The sequence below is a fragment of the Priestia sp. P5 genome, assembly GCF_029522155.1.
Lineage (GTDB): Bacteria > Bacillota > Bacilli > Bacillales > Bacillaceae_H > Priestia > Priestia megaterium_E.
On the sequence record NZ_JAKWFJ010000007.1, the window covers coordinates 19965 to 45300 of the forward strand.

The 25336-nt window shown below is 40.3% G+C and carries 32 protein-coding genes and 1 other annotated feature; all 32 genes read right to left on the minus strand.

The annotated features are described in order from the left end of the window. Window positions 1-2 precede the first annotated feature (2 nt). Window positions 3-314, minus strand: coding sequence for a 50S ribosomal protein L24 (gene rplX, locus MMB69_RS25615; RefSeq protein ID WP_013054938.1), 312 nt, complete (start codon window positions 312-314; stop codon window positions 3-5). A 49-nt stretch (window positions 315-363) separates the two neighbouring features. Continuing rightward, a complete protein-coding gene (rplN, locus tag MMB69_RS25620; protein ID WP_013054937.1) occupies window positions 364-732 on the minus strand; it encodes a 50S ribosomal protein L14 in 369 nt (122 codons plus the stop codon). Between the two features lie 51 nt (window positions 733-783). Then, entirely contained in the window at window positions 784-1047 is a 264-nt protein-coding gene (gene rpsQ / locus MMB69_RS25625) for a 30S ribosomal protein S17 (protein WP_013054936.1), read from the minus strand. A 25-nt stretch (window positions 1048-1072) separates the two neighbouring features. Then, the gene (rpmC, locus tag MMB69_RS25630) at window positions 1073-1273 is read right to left on the minus strand and encodes a 50S ribosomal protein L29 (RefSeq protein WP_013054935.1); all 201 of its coding nucleotides are present in this window, start codon (window positions 1271-1273) and stop codon (window positions 1073-1075) included. Continuing rightward, window positions 1263-1697 carry a 50S ribosomal protein L16 gene (gene rplP, locus MMB69_RS25635; RefSeq protein ID WP_013054934.1) on the minus strand — a complete coding sequence of 145 codons (435 nt, stop codon included), beginning with the start codon at window positions 1695-1697 and terminating at the stop codon, window positions 1263-1265. Before rplP ends, rpmC begins: the two co-directional genes overlap by 11 nt. A 2-nt stretch (window positions 1698-1699) precedes the next feature. Beyond that, window positions 1700-2356, minus strand: coding sequence for a 30S ribosomal protein S3 (gene rpsC / locus MMB69_RS25640; RefSeq protein ID WP_013054933.1), 657 nt, complete (start codon window positions 2354-2356; stop codon window positions 1700-1702). 3 nt (window positions 2357-2359) lie between these two features. Continuing rightward, entirely contained in the window at window positions 2360-2701 is a 342-nt protein-coding gene (gene rplV / locus MMB69_RS25645) for a 50S ribosomal protein L22 (RefSeq protein ID WP_013054932.1), read from the minus strand. Window positions 2702-2720: 19 nt separating this feature from the next. Next, window positions 2721-2999: a 30S ribosomal protein S19 gene (gene rpsS, locus MMB69_RS25650; RefSeq protein WP_013054931.1), complete on the minus strand. Its 279-nt coding sequence runs from the start codon at window positions 2997-2999 to the stop codon at window positions 2721-2723. A 57-nt stretch (window positions 3000-3056) separates the two neighbouring features. Next, entirely contained in the window at window positions 3057-3887 is an 831-nt protein-coding gene (gene rplB / locus MMB69_RS25655) for a 50S ribosomal protein L2 (RefSeq protein WP_013081374.1), read from the minus strand. 27 nt (window positions 3888-3914) lie between these two features. Then, a complete protein-coding gene (rplW, locus tag MMB69_RS25660) occupies window positions 3915-4202 on the minus strand; it encodes a 50S ribosomal protein L23 (protein ID WP_013054929.1) in 288 nt (95 codons plus the stop codon). After that, complete coding sequence (gene rplD, locus MMB69_RS25665) at window positions 4202-4825, minus strand: 50S ribosomal protein L4 (protein ID WP_013081372.1); 624 nt, start codon at window positions 4823-4825, stop codon at window positions 4202-4204. Before rplD ends, rplW begins: the two co-directional genes overlap by 1 nt. A 28-nt stretch (window positions 4826-4853) precedes the next feature. Then, a complete protein-coding gene (gene rplC / locus MMB69_RS25670) occupies window positions 4854-5483 on the minus strand; it encodes a 50S ribosomal protein L3 (protein ID WP_013054927.1) in 630 nt (209 codons plus the stop codon). A 41-nt stretch (window positions 5484-5524) separates the two neighbouring features. Further along, window positions 5525-5833 carry a 30S ribosomal protein S10 gene (gene rpsJ / locus MMB69_RS25675; RefSeq protein ID WP_013054926.1) on the minus strand — a complete coding sequence of 103 codons (309 nt, stop codon included), beginning with the start codon at window positions 5831-5833 and terminating at the stop codon, window positions 5525-5527. Between the two features lie 315 nt (window positions 5834-6148). Next, window positions 6149-7339: an elongation factor Tu gene (gene tuf / locus MMB69_RS25680; RefSeq protein ID WP_013081371.1), complete on the minus strand. Its 1191-nt coding sequence runs from the start codon at window positions 7337-7339 to the stop codon at window positions 6149-6151. A 116-nt stretch (window positions 7340-7455) separates the two neighbouring features. Next, a complete protein-coding gene (gene fusA / locus MMB69_RS25685; protein ID WP_028412663.1) occupies window positions 7456-9534 on the minus strand; it encodes an elongation factor G in 2079 nt (692 codons plus the stop codon). 57 nt (window positions 9535-9591) lie between these two features. Then, complete coding sequence (gene rpsG / locus MMB69_RS25690; RefSeq protein WP_013054923.1) at window positions 9592-10062, minus strand: 30S ribosomal protein S7; 471 nt, start codon at window positions 10060-10062, stop codon at window positions 9592-9594. Window positions 10063-10112: 50 nt separating this feature from the next. Further along, window positions 10113-10535, minus strand: a complete 423-nt coding sequence (gene rpsL, locus MMB69_RS25695; protein ID WP_013054922.1) for a 30S ribosomal protein S12 — start codon at window positions 10533-10535, stop codon at window positions 10113-10115. 99 nt (window positions 10536-10634) lie between these two features. Beyond that, the gene (locus tag MMB69_RS25700; protein ID WP_013054921.1) at window positions 10635-10883 is read right to left on the minus strand and encodes a 50S ribosomal protein L7ae-like protein; all 249 of its coding nucleotides are present in this window, start codon (window positions 10881-10883) and stop codon (window positions 10635-10637) included. Between the two features lie 131 nt (window positions 10884-11014). Beyond that, window positions 11015-14608, minus strand: a complete 3594-nt coding sequence (gene rpoC / locus MMB69_RS25705; protein ID WP_013081369.1) for a DNA-directed RNA polymerase subunit beta' — start codon at window positions 14606-14608, stop codon at window positions 11015-11017. A 62-nt stretch (window positions 14609-14670) separates the two neighbouring features. Continuing rightward, entirely contained in the window at window positions 14671-18234 is a 3564-nt protein-coding gene (gene rpoB / locus MMB69_RS25710) for a DNA-directed RNA polymerase subunit beta (protein WP_028412662.1), read from the minus strand. Window positions 18235-18479: 245 nt separating this feature from the next. Beyond that, window positions 18480-19082 carry a class I SAM-dependent methyltransferase gene (locus MMB69_RS25715; protein ID WP_264408741.1) on the minus strand — a complete coding sequence of 201 codons (603 nt, stop codon included), beginning with the start codon at window positions 19080-19082 and terminating at the stop codon, window positions 18480-18482. 112 nt (window positions 19083-19194) lie between these two features. Beyond that, the gene (rplL, locus tag MMB69_RS25720; protein WP_013054917.1) at window positions 19195-19557 is read right to left on the minus strand and encodes a 50S ribosomal protein L7/L12; all 363 of its coding nucleotides are present in this window, start codon (window positions 19555-19557) and stop codon (window positions 19195-19197) included. 44 nt (window positions 19558-19601) lie between these two features. Next, entirely contained in the window at window positions 19602-20102 is a 501-nt protein-coding gene (gene rplJ / locus MMB69_RS25725) for a 50S ribosomal protein L10 (protein ID WP_013054916.1), read from the minus strand. 40 nt (window positions 20103-20142) lie between these two features. Then, window positions 20143-20286: a sequence feature (ribosomal protein L10 leader region), on the minus strand. 65 nt (window positions 20287-20351) lie between these two features. After that, complete coding sequence (rplA, locus tag MMB69_RS25730) at window positions 20352-21047, minus strand: 50S ribosomal protein L1 (RefSeq protein WP_013054915.1); 696 nt, start codon at window positions 21045-21047, stop codon at window positions 20352-20354. Window positions 21048-21157: 110 nt separating this feature from the next. After that, window positions 21158-21583, minus strand: coding sequence for a 50S ribosomal protein L11 (rplK, locus tag MMB69_RS25735; protein WP_013054914.1), 426 nt, complete (start codon window positions 21581-21583; stop codon window positions 21158-21160). Window positions 21584-21748: 165 nt separating this feature from the next. Continuing rightward, window positions 21749-22282 carry a transcription termination/antitermination protein NusG gene (gene nusG, locus MMB69_RS25740; protein ID WP_013054913.1) on the minus strand — a complete coding sequence of 178 codons (534 nt, stop codon included), beginning with the start codon at window positions 22280-22282 and terminating at the stop codon, window positions 21749-21751. 195 nt (window positions 22283-22477) lie between these two features. Then, the gene (gene secE, locus MMB69_RS25745) at window positions 22478-22657 is read right to left on the minus strand and encodes a preprotein translocase subunit SecE (protein WP_013054912.1); all 180 of its coding nucleotides are present in this window, start codon (window positions 22655-22657) and stop codon (window positions 22478-22480) included. A 53-nt stretch (window positions 22658-22710) separates the two neighbouring features. Next, complete coding sequence (rpmG, locus tag MMB69_RS25750) at window positions 22711-22860, minus strand: 50S ribosomal protein L33 (protein WP_013081365.1); 150 nt, start codon at window positions 22858-22860, stop codon at window positions 22711-22713. Window positions 22861-22941: 81 nt separating this feature from the next. Further along, window positions 22942-23592, minus strand: a complete 651-nt coding sequence (sigH, locus tag MMB69_RS25755) for an RNA polymerase sporulation sigma factor SigH (RefSeq protein WP_013054910.1) — start codon at window positions 23590-23592, stop codon at window positions 22942-22944. Between the two features lie 68 nt (window positions 23593-23660). Next, a complete protein-coding gene (locus MMB69_RS25760) occupies window positions 23661-24170 on the minus strand; it encodes an NYN domain-containing protein (RefSeq protein WP_014462033.1) in 510 nt (169 codons plus the stop codon). 2 nt (window positions 24171-24172) lie between these two features. Then, entirely contained in the window at window positions 24173-24916 is a 744-nt protein-coding gene (gene rlmB, locus MMB69_RS25765; protein WP_013054908.1) for a 23S rRNA (guanosine(2251)-2'-O)-methyltransferase RlmB, read from the minus strand. Next, window positions 24906-25331, minus strand: a complete 426-nt coding sequence (locus tag MMB69_RS25770; protein WP_013054907.1) for a Mini-ribonuclease 3 — start codon at window positions 25329-25331, stop codon at window positions 24906-24908. The genes rlmB and MMB69_RS25770 overlap by 11 nt, the downstream gene beginning before the upstream one ends. Between the last annotated feature and the right edge of the window lie 5 nt (window positions 25332-25336).

Genomic DNA, 25336 nt, shown 5'->3' on the forward strand with positions numbered 1-25336 from the left:
AATTATTTATCTAAAGTTTCACCAGATTTTTTTGCTACACGTACCTTTTTGCCATCGATAACTTGGTACCCAACACGAGTTGGCTCACCAGATTTAGGATCCAACGGCATTACGTTTGATACGTGGATAGGTGCCTCTTGGCTAACGATTCCACCTTGTGGATTTACTTGAGAAGGTTTAGAGTGTTTTTTCACAACGTTCACACCTTCAACAAGTACACGGTCTTTCTTTGGGAAAGCTGCAAGTACTTCACCTTGCTTACCTTTGTCTTTACCAGAGATAACCACTACTTTGTCGCCCTTTTTAACATGCATCCTATTCGCACCTCCTTAAAAGGCATTTTGTATTTGTTCTATATATCAATTAGATAACTTCTGGAGCTAATGATACGATCTTCATGAAGTTGTTATCACGTAATTCACGAGCAACTGGTCCGAAGATACGAGTACCACGTGGTCCTTTGTCGTCACGGATGATTACGCAAGCATTTTCGTCGAAACGGATGTAAGAACCGTCAGTACGGCGAACACCACTTTTTGTACGTACAACAACAGCTTTAACAACGTCACCTTTTTTAACAACGCCTCCTGGTGTTGCTTGTTTCACCGTACAAACGATAACATCACCAATGTTTGCTGTCTTACGACCTGAACCACCAAGTACTTTAATAGTAAGTACCTCACGTGCACCAGAGTTGTCTGCAACTTTTAAACGAGATTCTTGTTGAATCATGTACGAAACCTCCCTTCGGATGAATCATTCTTATCCGATCTATCTTAACTATTAGATGATAACAGCTTTTTCTACAACTTCTACTAGACGGAAACGTTTAGTAGCTGATAACGGACGAGTTTCCATGATCTTCACGATATCGCCTAGTTGAGCTGTATTGTTTTCATCGTGAGCTTTGAATTTCTTTGAGTATTTTACACGCTTGCCATAAAGCGAATGCTTTTTGTAAGTTTCAACAAGAACAGTAACAGTCTTATCCATTTTGTCAGAAACTACGCGGCCAGTGTAAACTTTACGTTGGTTGCGTTCACTCATTCTGAAAGCCTCCTCTCAGACTTAATTATTTATTAGCAGCAATCTCTCTTTCACGAACTACAGTTTTCATACGAGCGATCGATTTGCGCACTTCGCGAATACGAGTAGTATTCTCTAATTGTCCAGTCGCTAATTGGAAACGAAGGTTAAACAACTCTTCTTTTAAAGCCTTAACTTTTTGTTCAATTTCAGCAGTGGTAAGGTCACGAATTTCATTAGCTTTCATTAGAATCACCACCAATTTCTTCACGTTTTACAAACTTACATTTTACAGGTAGCTTGTGTGCAGCTAAACGTAAAGCTTCACGTGCAACCTCTTCAGATACACCTGAAATTTCAAACATTACTTTTCCAGGTTTAACAACTGCTACCCAACCTTCAGGAGCACCTTTACCAGAACCCATTCGGACTTCTAGAGGCTTAGCAGTATAAGGTTTAGAAGGGAAAATTTTAATCCATACTTTACCGCCACGTTTCATGTAACGAGTCATTGCGATACGAGCAGCTTCGATTTGACGGTTTGTAATCCAAGAAGCTTCAGTAGCTTGTAAACCGAATTCACCGAAATGTACTTCCGTACCACCTTTAGCGCGTCCACGCATTTTTCCGCGATGTTCGCGACGATATTTAACGCGTTTTGGTAATAACATAATTATTTTCCTCCTTCCTCAGTTTTCTTTTTAGTAGGAAGAACCTCTCCACGATAGATCCATACTTTCACACCAAGTTTACCATAAGTAGTATCTGCTTCAGCGTGAGCATAGTCAATATCAGCGCGAAGTGTATGAAGTGGAACTGTACCTTCACTGTAATATTCAGAACGAGCAATATCAGCTCCGCCTAAACGACCAGATACCATTGTTTTGATACCTTGTGCGCCAGCACGCATACTACGTTGGATAGCTTGCTTTTGAGCACGACGGAATGATACACGGTTCTCAAGTTGGCGAGCGATGTTTTCAGCTACTAGTTTAGCATCTAAATCTGCTCGTTTAATTTCAAGGATGTTAATGTGTACACGCTTGCCTGTTAATTGGTTAAGAGCTTTACGAAGTGATTCTACTTCAGTACCACCTTTACCAATTACCATACCAGGTTTTGCAGTGTGGATCGTTACGTTTAAGCGGTTAGCAGCGCGTTCGATTTCAACTTTAGAAACAGCTGCATCGTTTAAACGTTTAGCGATATATTCACGTACTTTTAAGTCTTCATGTAATAAGTCAGCGTAGTCTTTGCCAGCGAACCATCTTGATTCCCAATCACGGATGACACCGACGCGAAGACCGACCGGATTTACCTTTTGACCCATGAATTATCCCTCCTTCTTTTCTGATACCACGATTGTGATGTGGCTTGTGCGCTTGTTAATTTGGCTTGCACGTCCCATAGCGCGTGGACGGAAACGTTTTAAAGTTGGACCTTCGTTAACAAAAGCGTCAGTAATAACTAAATTGTTAGCGTCCATTTCATAATTGTGTTCTGCATTGGCAATAGCAGATTTTAATACTTTCTCAACGACTGGAGAAGCAGCCTTTGGCGTGTGAAGTAGCACTGCTAGCGCTTCACCCACTTGCTTACCTCGAATTAAATCTACAACTAAACGAACTTTACGAGGAGCAATACGTACTGTTCTCGCGACAGCTTTAGCTTGCATTTAAAAGCCTCCTCTCATATTAGCGTCTTGTTTTCTTATCATCACTTGCGTGACCTTTGTAAGTACGAGATGGTGCGAATTCACCAAGTTTGTGACCTACCATGTCTTCAGTAACATAAACTGGTACATGTTTACGACCGTCATATACAGCAATTGTATGACCAATGAACTGAGGGAAGATAGTTGAACGACGAGACCAAGTTTTTACTACTTGCTTGCTGTCAGTTTCGTTTAACTTCTCAATTTTGTTGATTAAATGGTCATCTACAAAAGGTCCTTTCTTTAAGCTGCGACCCATAAATGAACCTCCCTTCGTGATTGTCCTACGGTTCGTTTGAACCGTAGCTCAATCCCGTTATTTTTTACGACGACGAACGATAAATTTATCGGATTTGTTTTTCTTCTTACGAGTTTTGTAACCAAGTGTTGGTTTACCCCATGGACTCATTGGAGACTTACGTCCGATTGGAGAACGTCCTTCACCACCACCGTGTGGGTGATCGTTAGGGTTCATTACAGAACCACGTACAGTTGGACGGATACCTAACCAACGAGAACGACCGGCTTTACCGATGTTGATTAACTCGTGTTGTTCGTTACCAACTTGACCTACAGTTGCACGACAAGTTGCAAGGATCATGCGTACTTCACCAGAAGTTAAACGTACTAATACGTATTTACCTTCTTTACCAAGTACTTGAGCAGATGTACCTGCAGAACGAACTAATTGTCCACCTTTACCAGGTTTCAATTCGATGTTGTGTACTACTGTACCAACAGGAATGTTAGCTAAAGGAAGCGCGTTACCTACTTTAATGTCAGCTTCAGGACCTGACATAACTTCTAAACCTACTTTTAGGTTTTTAGGAGCAAGGATGTAACGTTTTTCACCATCAGCATAATGAATTAATGCGATGTTAGCTGAACGGTTTGGATCATATTCGATTGTAGCAACGCGTCCAGGTATTCCATCTTTATCGCGTTTAAAATCGATGATACGGTATTGACGCTTGTGCCCACCACCTTGGTGACGAACAGTCAATTTACCTTGGTTGTTACGACCACCTTTTCTCTTGACAGGTGCAAGTAACGATTTTTCTGGTTTGTCAGTAGTAATTTCAGCGAAATCAGAAACTGACATACCACGACGACCATTTGAGGTTGGTTTATACTTTTTAATCGCCATCTCAATTTCCCTCCTTCTCTAGTAATCTTAAGCTTCGAAGAATTCGATTTCGTTGCTCTCTTGAGTTAGTGTTACTACCGCTTTACGACGACGGTTAGTAAGACCACTGTAGCGACCTACACGTTTGAATTTACCTTTGTAGTTCATGATGTTTACTTTTTCAACTTTTACGTCAAAGATTTTTTCGATAGCATCTTTAACCTCAGTTTTATTAGCTCTTACATCAACATCAAACGTATATTTTTTCTCAGCCATTAAGTCTGTTGAACGTTCTGTAATTACGGGGCGCTTAATAATATCACGAGGATCTTTCATTATGCAAGCACCTCCTCTACTTTTTCAACTGCGTCTTTAGTGATTACAAGCTTATCATGGTTCATAACGTCTAATACGCTTAAACCATTAGCTGCAACAACTGTTACACCAGGAATATTACGTGCTGAAAGTGCAACATTTTCGTTAAGATCCGCAGTTACTACTAATGCTTTGCGTTCTACTGTTAGGTTTTTAAGAACTGCTACCATTTCTTTTGTTTTTGGAGCGTCAAAAGAAAGAGCTTCAAGAACAACGATGCTGTTATCTTGAGCTTTAGTTGATAATGCAGACTTAATTGCTAAACGACGAACTTTTTTAGGTAATTTGTAGCTATAGCTTCTTGGAACTGGACCAAATACTACGCCACCACCACGCCATTGTGGAGAACGGATAGATCCTTGACGAGCACGACCAGTACCTTTTTGACGCCATGGCTTACGGCCACCGCCTCTTACTTCAGAACGATTTTTAACTTTAGAAGTACCTTGACGTTGAGATGCGCGTTGCATTACGATCGCGTCGAAAAGTACTTTGTTGTTTGGTTCGATACCGAAAACGGCATCTTGAAGTTCGATTTCTCCAACGTTTTCACCGTTTTGGTTAAACAATGCTACTTTTGGCATTGGTTATTCCTCCTTTCTCGAAGAATTATTATTTAGATTTAACTGCAGATTTAACAGTAACTAGAGATTTTCTAGCTCCTGGCACGTTACCTTTTACTAATAAAAGATTGCGTTCTGCGTCAACTTTAACGATTGATAAGTTTTGCACAGTGATGCGCTCTCCACCCATGCGTCCTGGTAATAATTTACCTTTGAATACGCGGTTTGGAGCTACAGGACCCATTGAACCTGGGCGACGGTGGTAGCGAGAACCATGAGACATAGGTCCGCGAGATTGTCCGTGGCGTTTAATAGCACCTTGGAAACCTTTACCTTTTGAGATTCCTGTTACATCAATTACATCGCCTTCTGCGAAAATATCAACCTTGACTTCTTGACCAACTTCATATGCTGAAGCGTCCACACCGCGTAACTCACGGATGAAGCGCTTAGGAGCAGTATTAGCTTTAGTAGCATGTCCTTTTGCAGGTTTGTTAGATAGTTTTTCACGGATATCTTCGAAACCTAATTGGATTGCTTCGTAACCGTCTGTCTCAGCGTTTTTAACTTGAAGAACTACGTTAGCAGAAGCTTCAATTACTGTTACTGGGATCAAGTCACCATTTTCAGCAAATACTTGAGTCATACCGATCTTTCTTCCTAAGATTCCTTTGGCCATTAGTCACACCTCCTAAGTATCTTTTCATTCTTTATTTTAAATTAAAGTTTAATTTCGATATCTACACCAGATGGTAAGTCTAAACGCATTAATGAATCAACAGTTTGTGGTGTTGGATTCACGATATCAATTAAGCGTTTATGCGTGCGCATTTCGAACTGCTCACGAGAATCTTTATATTTGTGTACTGCACGTAGAATTGTATAAATTGATTTTTCAGTCGGTAATGGAATCGGACCAGATACAGCCGCACCAGAACGTTTTGCAGTTTCTACGATTTTCTCAGCAGATTGATCAAGAATTCTGTGATCATATGCTTTTAAACGAATGCGAATTTTTTCTTTTGCCATTATTTTCCCTCCTTTTTCGCCTATTTTACAATAGACATTCTCCGCGGAAATTTCCCCACACTCGCCATGGCAAAGCGGCCGGGTGTGTCGGCAACCTTCCGCATCATCGCAGTCAAAGACCAACATTTTTATTATACTAAAAATGGGTTCATATTGCAACAATAAAGTTAAAAAACTTTTTTATGTGTCGCACACTTTTTTCATTATATATAAAAGGAGATCATTTTGCAAGTGTAATAGTAAAAACTATCTTTACCTTTTATCACCAAATAAAAAAGGAGTAGGTTACCCTACTCCCTTTACTGAAACGAGAAATTACTCGCTGATTTTAGCTACAACGCCAGCGCCTACTGTACGTCCACCTTCACGGATTGAGAATTTAGTACCTTCTTCAATCGCGATTGGAGCGATAAGTTCAACAGTCATTTCGATGTTGTCGCCAGGCATTACCATTTCTACGCCTTCAGGTAAGTTACAAATACCAGTTACATCAGTTGTACGGAAGTAGAACTGTGGACGGTAGTTTGTGAAGAATGGAGTGTGACGTCCACCTTCGTCTTTAGAAAGAACGTATACTTCAGCAGTAAATTTAGTGTGTGGAGTGATTGAGCCTGGTTTAGCTAATACTTGTCCACGTTGGATTTCTTCACGTGCTACACCACGAAGTAAAGCACCGATGTTGTCGCCAGCTTCAGCATAGTCAAGAAGCTTACGGAACATTTCTACACCTGTTACAGTAGTAGATTTTGGCTCTTCAGTTAAACCGATGATGTCGATAACGTCACCAACTTTAACTTGTCCACGCTCTACACGACCTGTAGCAACTGTACCACGACCAGTGATTGAGAATACGTCCTCAACTGGCATCATGAATGGTTTTTCAGTGTCACGTTCTGGAGTTGGGATGTACTCATCAACAGCGTCCATAAGCTCGATGATTTTAGCTTCCCAATCAGCTTCGCCTTCAAGAGCTTTAAGAGCAGAACCTTTGATTACTGGTACATCGTCACCAGGGAAGTCGTATTCAGAAAGAAGGTCACGTACTTCCATTTCTACTAATTCAAGTAGCTCTTCGTCGTCTACCATGTCACATTTGTTTAAGAATACAACTAGGTAAGGTACACCTACTTGACGAGAAAGAAGGATGTGCTCACGAGTTTGTGGCATTGGACCATCAGCAGCAGATACTACTAAGATACCGCCATCCATTTGAGCAGCACCAGTGATCATGTTTTTAACATAGTCAGCATGTCCTGGGCAGTCAACGTGTGCATAGTGACGAGTGTCAGTTTCGTACTCAACGTGTGCAGTTGAGATTGTGATTCCACGCTCGCGCTCTTCTGGAGCAGCGTCGATCATGTCGTAAGCCATTGCTGCACCTTTACCACTTTTCTTAGCAAGAACAGTAGTGATAGCAGCTGTTAAAGTTGTTTTACCATGGTCAACGTGACCAATTGTACCGATATTGGCATGTGTTTTTGAACGGTCGAATTTTTCCTTAGCCATTCGAAAATCCTCCTTAAAATTCATGTAGTTTATGTTTTATGAGGCCGTGAAAGGGAATGAGCTCCACTTTCACAGCGTACATAAGTAGTTATACTTCAATAAAGAGTGAAAATCAATTATTCACCTTTATTTTTTTTAATAATTTCTTCTGAAATTGATTTAGGAACTTCTTCGTAGTGATCGAAGTGCATAGAATATGTTCCGCGACCTTGAGTGTTTGAACGTAATGCAGTTGCATAACCAAACATTTCAGAAAGTGGAACGAATGCACGTACAACTTGAGCGTTACCGCGTGCTTCCATACCTTCTACACGTCCACGACGAGACGTAACGTCACCCATGATATCTCCTAAGTATTCGTCAGGGATAACAACTTCTACCTTCATCATTGGTTCAAGGATAGCTGGGTTACATTTTGATACTGCGTTTTTAAGAGCCATAGAAGCGGCAATTTTAAACGCCATCTCACTTGAGTCAACGTCATGGTAAGATCCATCAACTAAAGCAGCTTTGATATCGATTAATGGATAACCAGCAAGAACACCGTTTTGTAATGCATCTTCAAGACCAGCTTGAACTGCAGGGATGTATTCACGTGGAACTACACCACCAACGATTTTGTTCTCAAATTCAAAGCCTTTTCCTTCTTCGTTAGGTTCGAACTCAATCCAAACGTGACCGAATTGTCCACGACCACCAGATTGACGAGCGAATTTACCTTCAACTTTCGCACCAGCGCGGAAAGTTTCACGGTAAGCTACTTGAGGAGCACCAACGTTTGCTTCTACTTTGAATTCGCGACGCATACGGTCAACGATGATATCAAGGTGAAGCTCACCCATACCAGAGATGATGATTTGACCAGTCTCTGTATTAGTTTCCGCACGGAAAGTTGGATCTTCTTCTTGTAACTTTTGAAGAGCTGTAGTCATTTTATCTTGGTCAGCTTTTGATTTTGGCTCAACAGATAAAGAGATAACTGGCTCTGGGAATTCCATAGACTCAAGAATTACAAGACTCTTTTCGTCACATAGAGTATCACCAGTAGAAGTATCTTTTAATCCTACAGCTGCCGCGATATCTCCAGCGTATACTTCAGAAATCTCTTCACGAGAGTTAGCATGCATTTGTAGGATACGACCTACACGCTCACGCTTACCTTTTGTAGAGTTTTTGATGTATGAACCAGAGCTTAGTACACCAGAGTACACACGGAAGAATGTTAATTTACCAACATAAGGGTCCGTCATAACTTTGAACGCTAATGCTGAGAAAGGAGCGTTGTCGCTAGACTCACGCGTAACTTCTTCTTCTGTGTCAGGTACGATACCTTGGATTGCTGGTACATCAACTGGAGATGGTAGGTAATCAATTACCGCATCTAGCATTAATTGTACACCTTTGTTTTTGAATGCTGAACCACAGATAACTGGGTAGAATTCAACGTCACAAGTACCTTTACGGATACCAGCTTTTAGTTCTTCAACTGTAAGCTCGCCTTCGTCTAAGTACTTCATCATTAATTCTTCGTCAAGTTCTGCAACAGCTTCTACTAGGCTTGCACGGTATTCTTCAGCTTGCTCTTTGTATTCCTCAGGAATTTCACGAGATTCTGAACGAGTACCTAAGTCATCTTCGTAGAAGTATGCTTTCATTTCCACAAGGTCAATGATTGCTTCGAAGTCATCTTCAGCACCGATTGGCAACTGAATTGGGTGAGCATTTGCACCTAAACGATCGTGGATCGTTTTTACAGAGTACAAGAAGTCAGCACCAATTTTGTCCATTTTGTTAACGAATACGACACGGGGAACACCGTACGTAGTCGCTTGACGCCATACTGTTTCTGTTTGAGGCTCAACACCAGATTGAGCATCAAGAACTGCCACAGCGCCATCAAGTACACGTAATGAACGCTCAACTTCAACAGTGAAGTCTACGTGTCCAGGAGTATCGATGATGTTAACGCGGTGACCTTTCCAAGAAGCAGTTGTCGCAGCAGACGTGATAGTGATACCACGTTCTTGCTCTTGCTCCATCCAGTCCATTTGTGAAGCTCCTTCATGAGTTTCACCAATTTTATGGATACGGCCAGTATAATAAAGAACACGCTCAGTTGTTGTTGTTTTACCAGCATCAATGTGAGCCATGATCCCAATATTACGAGTGTTTTCTAAGGAGAACTCTCTTGCCATCTTAGGTATTTCTCCTTCCATATTATAATTTGTTTTTTAAAAAGTTTCGTTAAAAGATTACCAACGGTAATGAGCAAATGCTTTATTAGCTTCTGCCATTTTGTGAGTATCTTCACGTTTCTTAACTGCAGCACCAGTGTTGTTAGCTGCATCAAGGATTTCGTTAGCTAAACGCTCTTCCATCGTTTTTTCTCCACGAAGACGAGCATAGTTTACTAACCAACGAAGACCTAAAGTAGTACGACGCTCTGGACGTACTTCTACAGGAACTTGGTAGTTAGAACCCCCTACACGGCGTGCTCTAACTTCTAGTACAGGCATGATGTTTTTAAGAGCTTGGTCGAATACTTCCATAGCTTCTTTACCACTGCGCTCTTGTACTAAATCGAATGCTCTATAAAGAATAGCTTGTGACTTACCGCGCTTTCCATCAAGCATCATTTTGTTGATTAAGCGAGATACAAGCTTAGAATTGTAAATCGGATCTGGTAATACGTCTCTTTTTGCAACAGGTCCCTTACGTGGCATTCTACTTCCTCCTTTCACTTTTAAAAGTTTATCTATTAATTGTTAAGCTATTATTTTTTAGCTGCTTTTGGTCGCTTAGTACCATATTTAGAACGACCTTGCATACGGCCATCCACACCAGCAGTATCAAGTGCACCACGTACGATATGGTAACGTACCCCTGGTAAATCTTTTACACGTCCACCGCGGATAAGTACCACGCTGTGTTCTTGTAAGTTGTGACCAATACCTGGGATATAAGCTGTTACCTCGATACCGTTTGTTAAACGTACACGAGCATATTTACGAAGAGCCGAGTTCGGTTTCTTCGGTGTCATAGTACCCACACGTGTACATACACCACGTTTTTGTGGAGAAGATTGGTTAGTTTGAGCTTTTTTGAAGCTGTTGTAACCTCTGTTTAAAGCAGGTGAGTCAGATTTTTTACCTTTACTCACACGACCATTACGAATTAATTGGTTAATAGTAGGCATTTAAATTTTCCTCCTTTCGCCTTTTGTAAGACCACACATCCAGGTGGTTCATTTTTTAGCAAAAAACAAAGTCTTTGAAACTAAAAGTTCAAAAACGTGTTAACTAATAATTGCAACAGTTGCAGCGTTAACTTCTATCCTACAAGCTTGACCAAGCTTTCGCATAGAAGGGACATACGTATACGGAACGTTTTCTTGCTGTGCTGTTTTTGCCACAATGGATGTGACATAAAAATCAGCGTCTTCAGCAATGATGACTTCCTTTACTGTACCTTTTTTTAATGCTTTCACCGTCTGCTTTGTTCCTACAATAATATGATCAGCCTGTAATACTTTTTCATAAGACATTATCATATCCTCCAAAGTAACAGGTAGTTTATAGGAGCACCTTTGATATAGTATCATTCCCTAGAATGGATGTCAACTAACGTTTTGTAGTTTTTTAAAAAAACATCCATTCTAGAGTAATGATTTTATAATTAATCGATTGTTACCGTTTCTTCAGCTTGGTTTTTGATCGGTTCAGCATTACGATATCTCGTCATACCTGTACCAGCCGGAACTAGCTTACCAATGATAACATTCTCTTTAAGTCCAAGCAACTCATCACGTTTTCCTTTGATTGCAGCATCCGTAAGAACACGCGTTGTTTCTTGGAATGATGCAGCAGATAAGAAGGAATCAGTTTCAAGAGATGCTTTTGTAATACCAAGTAATACAGGACGGCCTGTCGCTGGACGATTGCCTTCAAGTAATACTTTTTCATTTGCATCAGTGAATTGGTGAATATCAAGTAATGAACCTGGTAATACATCTGTATCTCCTGAATCCATTACGCGCACTTTACGAAGCATTTGGCGAACCATTACCTCTACGTGTTTATCTCCAATTTCTACCCCTTGCATACGGTATACTTTTTGCACCTCACGAAGCAAGTACTCTTGTACCGCCGTGATGTCTTTTACTTTTAGTAATTCTTTAGGATCAATTGAACCTTCTGTTAATTCTTGACCACGTGCAATGCGCTGTCCTTCAATAACTTTCAGACGTGCACTGTACGGAGCTGTGTAAGAACGAGTTTCAATCTCTCCTTGAACAGTAATTTCATGTTGACGATCGCGTCCTTCAGAAATGCCGGCAATTGTACCTTCAATTTCAGAAATAACGGCTTGACCTTTAGGGTTACGCGCTTCGAAGATCTCTTGGATACGCGGTAAACCTTGAGTGATATCGTCTCCAGCAACCCCACCTGTATGGAATGTACGCATCGTTAACTGTGTACCTGGCTCACCGATAGATTGAGCAGCGATGATACCAACTGCTTCACCCACTTCAACTTCTGAACCAGTTGCAAGGTTACGACCGTAACATTTTTTACATACACCGTGGCGAGTGTTACAAGTGAATGCAGAACGAATCCATACTTCTTCAACACCAGCATCCACAATTGTTTCAGCTAAGTCTTCTGTAATTAGTTCGTTTTCTTTCACTAACACTTCGTTTGTTCCTGGGTGAAGTAGTGTTTTTCTTGCATAACGTCCAATTAGACGCTCATCAAGTTTCTCAATTTCTTCTGTTCCTTCTTTGATTGCAACAGCCAGAATACCGCGGTCTGTACCACAGTCGTCATCACGTACGATAACGTCTTGTGCCACGTCAACCAGACGACGAGTAAGGTAACCAGAGTCAGCTGTTTTAAGAGCCGTATCGGCAAGACCTTTACGTGCACCATGGGTAGAGATAAAGTACTCTAATACTGTTAAACCTTCACGGAAACTAGATTTGATTGGTAACTCAATGATACGACCAGACGGGTTGGCCATTAGTCCACGCATACCTGCAAGCTGAGTGAAGTTAGATGCGTTACCACGGGCACCAGAGTCACTCATCATGAAGATTGGGTTGCGTTTGTCTAATGACGCCATTAATTTACCTTGGATAACGTCTTTCGCGCTACTCCATACAGAGATAACACGCTCATAACGCTCATCTTCAGTAATTAAACCACGACGGAATTGTTTTAGTACGTTATCTACTTTAGCTTGCGCTTCTGTTAAGATAACTTCTTTTTCTCCTAAAACCACGATATCAGCTACACCAACTGTAATACCAGCTTTAGTAGAATATTTGAAACCTAGGTCTTTCATACGGTCAAGCATTTTAGAAGTCTCAGTAATTTTGAAACGTTTAAATACTTCAGCGATAATATTACCTAAGATTTTTTTCTTAAACGGTGCGATAGCCGGTTGATTCTTGATGAATTCCTTCACATCTGCACCTTTTTCAACAAAGTACTTCTCAGGAGTTTTCACTTCTAAGTTTTCTCTTGTTGGTTCGTTAATGTATGGGAACGATTTTGGTAAAATTTCGTTGAAGACTAATTTACCAACCGTTGTAACAAGCAACTGTTGATTTTGTGCTTCTGTAAACGTTTCGTTGTTTAAAGAACCTGCATACACACCTACACGTGTATGAAGATGCACATAACCGTTTTGGTACGCTAATAGTGCTTCGTTCGTATCCTTGAACACCATACCTTCTCCAACTGCCTCTTCACGCTCAAGCGTTAAGTAGTAGTTACCTAATACCATATCCTGTGAAGGTGTAACAACTGGTTTACCATCTTTAGGGTTCAAGATATTTTGAGCAGCAAGCATTAAGATACGTGCTTCTGCTTGTGCTTCTGCAGATAATGGAACGTGAACCGCCATTTGGTCACCGTCAAAGTCAGCGTTATATGCTGTACATACAAGCGGGTGAAGACGGATAGCGCGACCTTCTACAAGCGTAGGTTCAAATGCTTGAATACCTAGTCTGTGTAGCGTTGGTGCACGGTTTAAAAGAACTGGATGCTCTTTAATAACCGATTCTAATACGTCCCATACTTCAGGTTGCACACGTTCAATTTTACGTTTTGCACTCTTGATGTTATGAGCTAAACCGCGTTCAACAAGCTCTTTCATTACGAAAGGTTTGAAAAGCTCTAACGCCATTTCTTTTGGAAGACCACATTGATACATCTTTAAGTTCGGACCTACAACGATTACCGAACGGCCAGAGTAGTCAACACGTTTACCTAATAAGTTTTGACGGAAGCGACCTTGCTTACCTTTTAACATGTGAGAAAGAGATTTTAATGGACGGTTACCTGGTCCTGTTACCGGACGTCCGCGACGACCATTATCGATTAATGCATCCACAGCTTCTTGAAGCATACGCTTTTCGTTTTGAACGATAATGCTAGGAGCTCCAAGGTCTAATAGACGCTTTAAGCGGTTGTTACGGTTAATTACACGGCGATATAAATCATTTAGATCAGACGTAGCAAAGCGTCCACCATCTAATTGAACCATTGGACGAAGTTCTGGCGGAATAACCGGTAGAACGTCTAAAATCATCCAAGAAGGTTCGTTACCAGAATGACGGAAAGCCTCTAGTACTTCTAAACGTTTAATAGCACGTGTACGACGTTGACCTTGAGCAGTTTTCAATTCTTCTTTCAAAGCATCTACTTCTTTATCAAGATCGATGTCATGCAATAATTTTTTAACAGCTTCAGCACCCATTGCTGCATGGAAAGTTTGTCCGTACTTCTCACGATACGCACGGTATTCTTTCTCTGATAAAAGCTGTTTCTTTTCAAGTGGTGTATCACCAGCATCTGTTACTACATAAGAAGCAAAATAAATGATTTCCTCTAGCGCACGAGGGGACATGTCTAAGACAAGTCCCATGCGGCTAGGAATACCTTTAAAGTACCAAATATGAGAAACAGGTGCAGCTAGTTCGATGTGACCCATGCGTTCACGACGAACTTTTGCGCGCGTAACTTCTACGCCACAACGATCACATACAACACCTTTATAACGAACGCGCTTATATTTTCCGCAGTGACATTCCCAGTCCTTTTGTGGACCAAAAATACGCTCACAGAATAAGCCGTCTTTTTCAGGTTTTAGCGTACGATAGTTGATCGTTTCAGGTTTTTTTACCTCACCGTACGACCAAGAACGAATTTTATCTGGCGAAGCTAGACCGATTTTCATATACTCAAAGTTATTTACATCTAGCAAGGAGCCTACCTCCCTTTTAATCTACAGGTTTTTTCCCTTAACGTTTATATGAAAGTAATTCCTTACTCTTTTGTGACAGGATCTTTTTGTCCTTCAGAAAGGCTTTCTTCGTTATCTGCAATAATTGATTCTGTTGGTTGCTCATGGTCCTCTTCTGAGTCCATGATATCAATTTCTTGCTCGTCAGCAGAAAGCATCTTCACATCCATACCTAAACTTTGTAGTTCTTTAATTAATACTTTGAACGATTCAGGTATGCCAGGTTCTGGAATGTTTTCACCTTTAACAATTGCTTCGTATGTTTTCACACGACCTACTACATCATCTGATTTCACTGTTAAGATCTCTTGTAATGTGTAAGCAGCACCGTATGCTTCAAGTGCCCATACCTCCATCTCACCAAAACGCTGTCCACCGAACTGCGCTTTACCACCAAGTGGTTGTTGTGTAACAAGTGAGTATGGTCCAGTAGAACGAGCGTGAAGTTTATCGTCTACCATGTGAGCAAGTTTGATCATGTACATGATTCCTACTGATACACGGTTATCGAATGGTTCACCTGTTCGACCATCATATAGAACTGTTTTAGCATCGCGAGACATGCCAGCTTCTTCGATTGTTGCCCAAACATCTTCCTCACGCGCACCATCAAATACTGGAGACGCAACGTGAATGCCAAGCTTACGAGCAGCCATACCTAAATGAAGCTCTAGCACCTGACCGATGTTCATACGAGATGGTACCCCTAATGGGTTTAACATGATGTCAATTGGCGTACCGTCTGGTAGATAAGGCATATCTTCTTCAGGTAAAATACGTGAAATTACACCTTTGTTACCGTGACGACCGGCCATTTTGTCACCTTCAGAAATTTTACGCTTCTGAACAATATATACACGGACTAATTGGTTTACACCTGGTGGTAATTCGTCGCCATCTTCACGGTTGAAGACTTTAACATCAAGAATGATTCCACCGCCGCCGTGTGGTACACGAAGAGAAGTATCACGAACTTCACGCGCTTTTTCACCGAAAATAGCGTGTAGAAGACGTTCTTCAGCTGTTAGTTCTGTCACACCTTTTGGCGTTACTTTACCAACTAAAAGATCTCCGTCTTTTACTTCTGCACCAATGCGGATGATTCCACGCTCATCTAAGTTGCGAAGCGCATCTTCACCTACGTTTGGAATGTCACGCGTAATTTCTTCAGGTCCAAGTTTCGTATCACGAGACTCAGATTCATATTCTTCAATATGAACAGACGTATATACATCGTCTTTCACAAGGCGTTCACTCATGATGATGGCATCCTCATAGTTGTAACCATCCCATGTCATGAAACCAACCATTACGTTTCGTCCTAAAGCAAGCTCACCTTTTTCCATTGAAGGACCGTCGGCTAAGATCTCGCCTTTTACTACTTCGTCGCCAACTGAAACAATTGGACGCTGGTTGTAACAAGTACCTTGGTTAGAACGAACAAATTTTAATAGTTTGTATTGATCTAAGTTACCTTTAACTTTTTGTCCGTCTACTTCTTCATAGCGGCGAACAAAAATTTGTTTTGCTTCTACGCGCTCTACAACGCCAGGATATTTACAAATCACGGCTGCACCAGAGTCTTTACCAGATACGTATTCCATACCTGTACCTACGATTGGTGCTTCAGGATTTAATAAAGGTACTGCTTGACGTTGCATGTTCGCACCCATTAATGCACGGTTAGAGTCATCGTTCTCTAAGAATGGGATACATGCTGTAGCGGCAGATACAACTTGTTTTGGTGATACATCCATATAGTCTAAACGATCGCGACGGATAACCGTGTTTTCTCCACGGAAACGTGCGACGACATTTTCATCTAAGAATGAACCATCATCGCCTAGACGAGCGTTCGCTTGGGCTACAACATAGTTATCTTCTTCATCAGCTGTTAAGTAGTCAATTCGCTCTGTCACTTTACCTGTTTCAGGATCGATACGACGGTAAGGTGTTTCGATGAAACCGAATTTGTTTACTTTTGCATAAGAAGATAGTGAGTTGATTAACCCGATATTCGGACCCTCTGGCGTTTCAATCGGACACATACGGCCATAGTGAGAATAGTGAACGTCACGCACTTCGAAACCAGCGCGCTCACGCGTTAAACCACCAGGTCCTAGAGCTGAAAGACGACGTTTGTGCGTCAATTCGCCTAATGGATTCGTTTGATCCATGAACTGTGATAACTGAGAACTTCCAAAGAACTCTTTAATCGCCGCAATAACTGGGCGAATATTAATTAATTGTTGAGGTGTGATTGTATTCGTGTCTTGAATTGACATTCTTTCACGAACAACACGTTCCATACGAGATAAACCGATACGGAATTGGTTTTGTAACAATTCACCTACAGAACGCAGACGACGGTTACCCAAGTGGTCGATATCATCTGTGTCTCCTACTTGATGAAGCAAGTTAAAGAAATAACTGATTGATGCTAAAATATCAGCAGGTGTGATATTTTTAACTTCTTCTGTTACATACGCGTTACCTGATACAGTGATGACTTTTTCACCTTCTGGATCATTTGGCGCATAAATCTTAATAGATTGTAATGTAACATCGTCTTCTACTACTCCACCAACCGGGCTGTAAGTTTTGAAGTTTACTCCACCTTCAAGCATCGGAATCAAGCGATCTAGCAGACGACGGTCAATCATTGCGCCTTTTTCTGCAATAATTTCACCTGTTTCAGGATCAACTAATGTTTCAGCTAGCTTTTGATTAAATAAGCGATGTTTGATATGAAGCTTTTTATTAATTTTATAGCGACCTACGTTCGCTAAGTCATATCGTTTTGGATCAAAGAAGCGAGATACTAATAGAGACTTCGCATTCTCAACTGTCGGTGGTTCACCCGGACGTAAACGCTCATAGATTTCTAATAGCGCTTTTTCCGTTGTTTCCGTATTATCTTTTTCAAGCGTATTACGGATGTATTCATTATCACCGATTAAATCGATAATCTCTTGGTCAGAACCGAAACCTAGCGCGCGTAACAGCACTGTTACTGGCAGTTTACGAGTACGATCAATACGCACGTATACTACATCTTTTGCATCAGTTTCATATTCTAGCCATGCACCACGGTTAGGGATAACAGTTGCTGTATATCCTTTTTTACCGTTTTTATCAAGCTTTCCACTATAGTAAACACTTGGTGAACGAACCAACTGTGATACGATAACACGCTCAGCACCATTAATTACAAAGGTACCTGTTTCGGTCATCAATGGGAAATCTCCCATGAACACATCTTGGTCTTTTACTTCACCTGTTTCTTTATTAATTAACCGCACCTTAACACGAAGAGGTGCTGCATAAGTTACATCACGTTCTTTAGACTCTCCTACTGAATACTTTGGCTCACCTAAGCTGTAATCAATAAATTCTAGTGATAAGTTACCTGTAAAATCATCAATTGGAGAAATATCTTGGAACATTTCTCGTAAACCTTCATCTAAAAACCATTGGTATGAAGCCGTTTGAATCTCGATTAAGTTCGGTAACTCTAAAACTTCACTAATACGAGCATAACTTCTGCGTTGGCGGTGGCGTCCATACTGAACTAGTTGACCTGTCAACTGATTCACCCCTCAAATCAAGCGTTATTATTCAAAATATATAATAAACCATATGTTTATTATTGAACAAAAGAAAAATGGTCTCTTTAAATAGAAAACCACAATTTCATAAAAACGTACTATTGATTTTATTAGTTTTTCCCATATAATTCAAAATTATACCTTTTATTTTATGTATAACCCGAGCTTATATGGAATATTTATATATTGGCATTTTATAATGCTAACATACTAAAAAATATTAGTCAACATTTTTTAGCACATATGATATAATACCCTTTTTTCTTGTCTACTACTTCTACTTCATTAAATAGAGATTCTAATTTCGCAAGAGCAGATGGCGCTCCTTGCTTTTTCTGAATCACAATCCAAAGTTCTCCTTGATCAGCAAGGTGATCTAATGATTTTTCTAGAATTTCATGAACAACTTTTTTACCCGCACGGATCGGCGGATTACTAAGAATAGCTGCAAAATTCGTTTCCTTCACATTTTCATAGCAAGAGCTTTGATAGATCGAAACATTTGATACTGAATTAACTTCAGCATTTTTTTGAGCTAGTGCTAATGCACGTTCATTAACATCGACCATATGAACGTTTCTTTGGCTGTCCTCTTTTGCAAGCGCCAACCCAATTGGGCCATATCCGCATCCAACATCCAGAAGCGGGCCGGGACTCTCGGGCATTTGAAACGTTTCAATTAACAGGCGCGAGCCAAAATCGATCTCTTTTTTTGAAAAAACACCGCGGTCACTCGTAAATGAAAAAGAGGTTCCTCTCAATTCAAATGAAAAGCGCTCTTCATTACTTGCAGACGATGGTGTATTAGAAAAATAATGTTCTGTCAAAATAGAACCTCCTAATCAATATGTTCTTCTTTACTATAAATGAAAAGGATGACAGAAGCAAAAAAGCTCGCTTGTACAAGCGAGCTTTTTTATATCAGTTGTTAAGCAATAATTACTTAACTTCTACAGAAGCGCCAACTTCTTCAAGTTTAGCTTTTGCTTCTTCAGCTTCTTCTTTAGAAATACCTTCTTTAAGAGCTTTTGGAGCGTTATCAACGATTTCTTTAGCTTCTTTTAAGCCAAGACCAGTGATTTCACGTACTACTTTGATAACTTTGATTTTTTGTCCGCCAGCACTTTCAAGTACTAGGTCAAATTCAGTTTTCTCAGCAGCAGCTTCACCAGCAGCACCGCCAGCTACAGCTACAGGAGCAGCAGCAGTTACGCCAAATTCTTCTTCGATTGCTTTTACTAAATCGTTAAGTTCTAAAACAGTCATATTTTTAACTGCTTCAATGATTTGTTCTTGAGTCATTGTTAATTTCCTCCTTGTGATTGTGTTATATATAACAGACTAGATTATGCACCTTGTTCTTCTTTTTGATCTGCCACAGCTTTTGTAGCAAGAGCAAGGTTGCGAATTGGAGCTTGAAGCACGCTAAGCAACATAGAAAGTAAGCCTTCGCGAGATGGTAGTTCTGCAAGTGCTTTAATTTCTTCAACAGATGCAACATTACCTTCAATTACACCAGCTTTGATTTCTAACGCTTCGTGTTCTTTAGCGAAGTTGTTTAGAATTTTAGCTGGAGCAACAACATCTTCTCCACCAAATGCGATTGCATTTGGACCTACTAACGCATCATTAAGATCTGTTAGTTCAAGTTTTTCTACAGCACGGCGAGTTAAAGTGTTTTTGTAAACTTTGAACTCAATGCCTGCTTCACGTAATTGCTTACGAAGTTCAGTAACTTCAGCAACATTCAAACCACGGTAGTCAACGACAACTATTGAGTTACTCGCTTGAAGTTTTTCAGCAATTTCGTCTACGACTTGTTTCTTTTGTTCAATTACGTTGCTCATCTTTACACCTCCTGTAGATTTCCTTCCGTACACTCAGACAAGGTGCAATAAAAAACCTCCATGACAATAAAGACATGGAGGTGTAGTAAGCGAACCATAACGTTTCACTAATTTATCTCACACACCTCGGTAGGAAATTAAGCTTTGCAGCACCTACTGTCTACGGTACAAATGTTATTCTTTTTAACAACATTATCTATTATAATCAGGGACTTTCAAAAAGTCAACACCGATTTATTTCCAAATTTATTAAGCAGAGAATGAAGCAGTATCAACTTTGATACCAGGGCCCATTGTTGAAGTAACAGCTACGTTCTTCATGTATGTGCCTTTTGCTGCTGCCGGCTTAGCTTTTACCATAGTTTCGAAGATTGTAGTGAAGTTTTCAACTAACTTGCTCTCTTCGAAAGATACTTTACCGATTGGTACGTGGATGTTACCAGCTTTATCAACGCGGTATTCTACTTTACCAGCTTTGATTTCGTTAACTGCTTTTTGAACATCAAATGTTACTGTACCAGTTTTAGGGTTTGGCATTAAACCTTTAGGTCCTAATACACGACCAAGTTTACCAACTTCACCCATCATGTCTGGAGTAGCTACGATTACATCGAACTCGAACCAACCTTGTTGGATTTTGTTGATGTAGTCAGCATCGCCAACGTAGTCAGCGCCTGCAGCTTCAGCTTCTTTAGCTTTTTCGCCTTTAGCGAATACTAATACACGTTGAGTTTTACCTGTACCGTTTGGTAGTACTACTGCACCACGAATTTGTTGGTCAGCTTTCTTAGGGTCAACTCCTAAACGGAATGCTACTTCTACAGTTGCATCAAATTTAGTTGTGTTTGTTTTCTTTACTAATTCAATCGCTTCTTGTACTGAATAAGTTTGTGTACGATCTACAAGCTTAGCAGCTTCAACGTACTTTTTACCTTTTTTAGCCATTTTTGTTTCCTCCTTATGTGGTTTTAACGGAATAACCTCCCACTAATAAAGGTTGCGAGCATAGGAAAACTTCCATTTCTCGCAACCTTCTAACACCCAATCAAATGGAATTAGTCTTCAACTACGATTCCCATACTGCGCGCTGTACCTTCTACCATGCGCATTGCAGATTCAACGCTAGCAGCGTTTAAGTCAGGCATTTTAGTTTCAGCAATCTCACGCACTTTGTCACGCTTGACTGTTGCAACTTTATTACGGTTTGGTTCACCAGAACCAGACTCAATACCAGCCGCTTTCTTAAGTAGTACAGCAGCAGGTGGAGTTTTCGTAATAAATGTAAATGAACGGTCTTCAAATACCGTGATTTCAACAGGAATGATAAGACCAGCTTGATCAGCTGTGCGAGCGTTAAACTCCTTACAGAAACCCATGATGTTAACACCGGCTTGACCTAATGCAGGACCAACTGGTGGCGCTGGATTTGCTTTACCTGCAGGAATTTGTAACTTAACAAGTTTAATTACTTTTTTAGCCACGAGACACACCTCCTTAAGTCCGTGATGTGGTAATAGGGCGATGCCCTCCCACTCAATGTTCTTTATATATAAAATAAAGAAATAGTTGTTTTAGTCTCTAGTTTTGAGACATACTGACTTATGAAATATTAACATTAAACTTCATGAATTGCAAGGTCTTACAGATTATATTTTTTCAATTTGTGTAAAGTCTAGCTCTACTGGCGTTTGTCTTCCGAACATATCCACATGAACCTTAACTTTGCGTTTATCTGTATCGATTTCTTCAATGGTACCTTCGAAGTTTGCAAACGGACCTTCTTGAACCAATACTGTTTCTTTTAGTTCAAAGTCAAAGTCAGCATGCTTCTCGTCCATGCCCATTTGTTTTAAGATCATTTCTACTTCTTCTGGTAGAAGAGCAGTTGGCTTTGATCCAGAACCTGCTGAACCTACAAAGCCCGTAACGCCAGGTGTATTACGAACTACATACCATGAATCATCCGTCATGATGATTTCAACTAACACGTACCCTGGAAATACTTTTTTCTTTGTAATCTTTTCTTTGTTGTTCTTAATTTCTCTTTCTTCTTCTTCAGGAACAACAACGCGGAAAATTTTATCTTGCATACCCATTGTTTCTACGCGCTTTTCTAAATTTGTTTTTACTTTATTTTCATATCCAGAATAAGTATGGACTACATACCAATTTTTCTCCATTTCTGAGGACTATACGTCCTTCCCTCCCAGCTCACTATAAAATAAGATGTCCTAATCTATTGCACAGACAACGCACTAGGAAAATAGTTGAATCCTAGCACAATCATTCTTAAAGCAAATTAAAAAACCCGTCTCCGGGCTTTTCTGAAAAAAACATAATTTAGCTTTATTATACCATGATTTAAGTCAATTTATTCAAGGGATTAAACGAATAAGTGACGAAATTCCGTAATCAACTACTACAAAAAAGAGTGTCATAAATACAACTGTAGAAATAACAGTAATTGTATAACGAGTTAGCTCATTTTTTTTAGGCCAACTTACCTTCTTCATCTCACGCCCAACATCACGCAAGAAATTTCCTACACGGTTCATGTTTGTAACCTCCAATAAATTAAAAGGGGTATTAGTCTGTGCAGATTATTGATCTACTTTGTTTCACGATGAATCGTATGTGCGTTACACGTTTTGCAAAACTTCTTCATTTCTAAACGCTCTTCGTTTTGCTGTGTGTTTTTCATAGTCGTATAGTTACGACTAGCGCATTGCACACACGCAAGTACAACTTTTTTACGCATAATGTCAACCACCTATAGAGTGATAATGTCTATAAAAAAGTATCACAGACTTTCTTAGCATGTCAATATGAGGATAGAAGGCTACATTGTGATTTCACGAATCTCGAGGTAGCGCTCTAATTTCCTCTTCACACGCTGAAGTGCATTATCGATGGATTTGACGTGGCGGTTTAACTCTTCTGAAATCTCTTGATAAGATTGACCATCTAAATAAAGAACGAGAACTTTTCGCTCAAGATCACTTAACAGTTCAGCCATCTTTAATTCAATATCATCAAACTTCTCTCGATTAATGAGCAACTCTTCTGGATTTGCTACTTTTGTCCCCGAAATAACATCCATTAAGGTTCGGTCGGACTCTTCATCATATATTGGCTTGTCCAATGATACATAAGAGTTTAATGGAATATGTTTTTGCCTTGTTGCGGTTTTAATAGCGGTAATAATTTGCCTGGTAATGCAAAGTTCAGCAAAAGCTTTAAACGAAGTTAGCTTATCTTCTCTAAAATCTCTAATTGCCTTATATAACCCTATCATACCTTCTTGTACAATATCTTCACGGTCTGCCCCAATTAAAAAATATGACCGCGCCTTTGCTCGCACAAAGTTTTTGTATTTATGAATCAAATACTCTAATGCGTCAATATCGCCTTTATGCACAAGATCGACAACTGTTTCATCCTCTTGTTGTTCGAAATGAGCATGCAGTTTTCTCCCATAATTATCGCCCATATCGATCCCCCCGACCGCACAGTAGATAGAAATATTATACAGTAGCTAATTCCGTACCGTCAATAACCTCACCGCTGTCCCCGACGCCATTTTTCGAAAATTTCGGCTACTTGATTGGAAAGTTGAATGCGTGCCGCTGGCTTTTGATTTTGAATAGACTTCACATCAAGATTAATATGTTTCTCAATTTGCTCAATTTCGTTGTACAATTCTCGAGCAGAAATTCTAAGCGCACCTTGTCCAAAGATTGCCCACTGCTCCGTAAAATCAGATGTAGCAACATGGATCTGTGTCTTTACATTGTTTAGCTCTTGAGCCAGCTTTTCAATGTACTCATCCGCTGTTTCATTTTCTCTTGTAAATACAACGTCAACCTTATGATTTTTTGCCTTCTTTTCAATTCCTTCGACCATATGAGCATCGAAGACAATAATGACACGATAGCCCATATATGCTTGATACTCTGCCATCTTTTCGATTAACAGGTCTCGAGCACTGGCTAAATCATTATCTCTAAGCTTTCTTAGGTCGGGCCACGCACCTATCATGTTATAACCATCCACCAGTAGAATATCCATTCTTATTCACCTAGAGGATGGCGTTTTCGGTAAACCTCATACATGAGAAGACTAGCTGCTACAGATGCATTTAACGATGTAACATGCCCAACCATTGGAAGCTGTACAAGGAAGTCGCATTTTTCACGAATCAAACGACTCATGCCTTTTCCTTCGCTTCCAATCACTAACGTAAGCGGCATACCTCCATCTAAGTTGCGGTAATCATCGCTTTCTTTCGCATCTGTTCCAACAATCCATACGCCTCGATCTTTTAATTCGTCAATCGTCCTTGATAGGTTTGTTACCCTTGCTACGGGAACATGTTCAATAGCTCCTGTAGAGGCCTTAGCTACAGTGGCCGTTAATCCAACTGAACGGCGCTTTGGAATAATAATACCGTGTGCGCCAACGGCATCGGCTGTTCGCATAATAGAACCTAAATTATGGGGATCTTCAAGCTCATCTAACAGAAGAAAAAACGGACTTTCATTACGTTTTTCCGCTAAGTTAAATAAATCATCTAGCTCTGCATACTGATAAGCAGCAACTTGTGCAGCTACTCCTTGATGAATACCGTCTACCATTTGCTCAATTTTCTTTTTCGGTACAAACTGCACCAATACACCATTACGTTTTGCTAACTGCGTGATTTGCCCCATAGAACCGCCTTGCGATCCTTCGGCAATCCATAGTTTGTTAATGTCGCGCCCAGACTTTAGGGCTTCTAGGACCGGATTACGTCCAATGATAAATTCATGTTCCATGATTCATTCCTCCCTCTCCTTCATCGACGAAAGAGATAGCTTTAGTAATAAGTTCCATCATTCTTTCTTCTTCACCTAAAAGATACAAATAGCCTACGACCGCTTCAAATGCCGTACTGTAGCGATACGTTTGCACATCTGTGTTTTTAGGGACTGTACCGGACTTTGCATTGCGTCCTCGGCGCAGTACACCTTCTTCTTCTTCAGTAAAAAAGTTTTCATTTTTAAAATAATATACGATTTGTGCTTGTGCTTTTGCTGATACATATTTTTTAGCTTTATTATGAAGCTGGTTAGGGCGCACTGTCCCTAACACCAGCAGGTGGCGGCGAACATGTAAATCAAACACCGCATCACCCATATAAGCAAGAGCTAAGCTATTTAGCTGTTTTACATCTAATTTACTGCTGCTCATAACAC

Coding starts and splice junctions, on each gene's coding strand:
- MMB69_RS25770 (WP_013054907.1), bottom strand. CDS start 25,331: ATGAGCAGCAGTAAATTAGATGTAAAACAGCTAAATAGCTTAGCTCTT.
- rplV (WP_013054932.1), bottom strand. CDS start 2,701: ATGCAAGCTAAAGCTGTCGCGAGAACAGTACGTATTGCTCCTCGTAAA.
- MMB69_RS25760 (WP_014462033.1), bottom strand. CDS start 24,170: ATGGATATTCTACTGGTGGATGGTTATAACATGATAGGTGCGTGGCCC.
- rpsS (WP_013054931.1), bottom strand. CDS start 2,999: ATGGGTCGCAGCTTAAAGAAAGGACCTTTTGTAGATGACCATTTAATC.
- rpmG (WP_013081365.1), bottom strand. CDS start 22,860: ATGCGTAAAAAAGTTGTACTTGCGTGTGTGCAATGCGCTAGTCGTAAC.
- rpsG (WP_013054923.1), bottom strand. CDS start 10,062: ATGCCACGTAAGGGACCTGTTGCAAAAAGAGACGTATTACCAGATCCG.
- rplJ (WP_013054916.1), bottom strand. CDS start 20,102: ATGAGCAACGTAATTGAACAAAAGAAACAAGTCGTAGACGAAATTGCT.
- rpsJ (WP_013054926.1), bottom strand. CDS start 5,833: ATGGCAAAAGAAAAAATTCGCATTCGTTTAAAAGCATATGATCACAGA.
- rplB (WP_013081374.1), bottom strand. CDS start 3,887: ATGGCGATTAAAAAGTATAAACCAACCTCAAATGGTCGTCGTGGTATG.
- secE (WP_013054912.1), bottom strand. CDS start 22,657: ATGAACCGTGTAGGAAATTTCTTGCGTGATGTTGGGCGTGAGATGAAG.
- rplP (WP_013054934.1), bottom strand. CDS start 1,697: ATGTTATTACCAAAACGCGTTAAATATCGTCGCGAACATCGCGGAAAA.
- fusA (WP_028412663.1), bottom strand. CDS start 9,534: ATGGCAAGAGAGTTCTCCTTAGAAAACACTCGTAATATTGGGATCATG.
- rplD (WP_013081372.1), bottom strand. CDS start 4,825: ATGCCAAAAGTAGCATTGTTTAACCAAAACGGTGAAAACGTTGGAGAA.
- MMB69_RS25700 (WP_013054921.1), bottom strand. CDS start 10,883: ATGTCTTATGAAAAAGTATTACAGGCTGATCATATTATTGTAGGAACA.
- sigH (WP_013054910.1), bottom strand. CDS start 23,592: ATGGGCGATAATTATGGGAGAAAACTGCATGCTCATTTCGAACAACAA.
- nusG (WP_013054913.1), bottom strand. CDS start 22,282: ATGGAGAAAAATTGGTATGTAGTCCATACTTATTCTGGATATGAAAAT.
- rlmB (WP_013054908.1), bottom strand. CDS start 24,916: ATGGAACATGAATTTATCATTGGACGTAATCCGGTCCTAGAAGCCCTA.
- rplL (WP_013054917.1), bottom strand. CDS start 19,557: ATGACTCAAGAACAAATCATTGAAGCAGTTAAAAATATGACTGTTTTA.
- rplN (WP_013054937.1), bottom strand. CDS start 732: ATGATTCAACAAGAATCTCGTTTAAAAGTTGCAGACAACTCTGGTGCA.
- rplC (WP_013054927.1), bottom strand. CDS start 5,483: ATGGCCAAAGGAATCTTAGGAAGAAAGATCGGTATGACTCAAGTATTT.
- rplA (WP_013054915.1), bottom strand. CDS start 21,047: ATGGCTAAAAAAGGTAAAAAGTACGTTGAAGCTGCTAAGCTTGTAGAT.
- rpsC (WP_013054933.1), bottom strand. CDS start 2,356: ATGGGTCAAAAGGTAAATCCGGTCGGTCTTCGCGTCGGTGTCATCCGT.
- rplW (WP_013054929.1), bottom strand. CDS start 4,202: ATGAAAGATCCTCGTGATATTATTAAGCGCCCCGTAATTACAGAACGT.
- rpsL (WP_013054922.1), bottom strand. CDS start 10,535: ATGCCTACTATTAACCAATTAATTCGTAATGGTCGTGTGAGTAAAGGT.
- rpsQ (WP_013054936.1), bottom strand. CDS start 1,047: ATGAGTGAACGCAACCAACGTAAAGTTTACACTGGCCGCGTAGTTTCT.
- tuf (WP_013081371.1), bottom strand. CDS start 7,339: ATGGCTAAGGAAAAATTCGACCGTTCAAAAACACATGCCAATATCGGT.
- rplX (WP_013054938.1), bottom strand. CDS start 314: ATGCATGTTAAAAAGGGCGACAAAGTAGTGGTTATCTCTGGTAAAGAC.
- rpmC (WP_013054935.1), bottom strand. CDS start 1,273: ATGAAAGCTAATGAAATTCGTGACCTTACCACTGCTGAAATTGAACAA.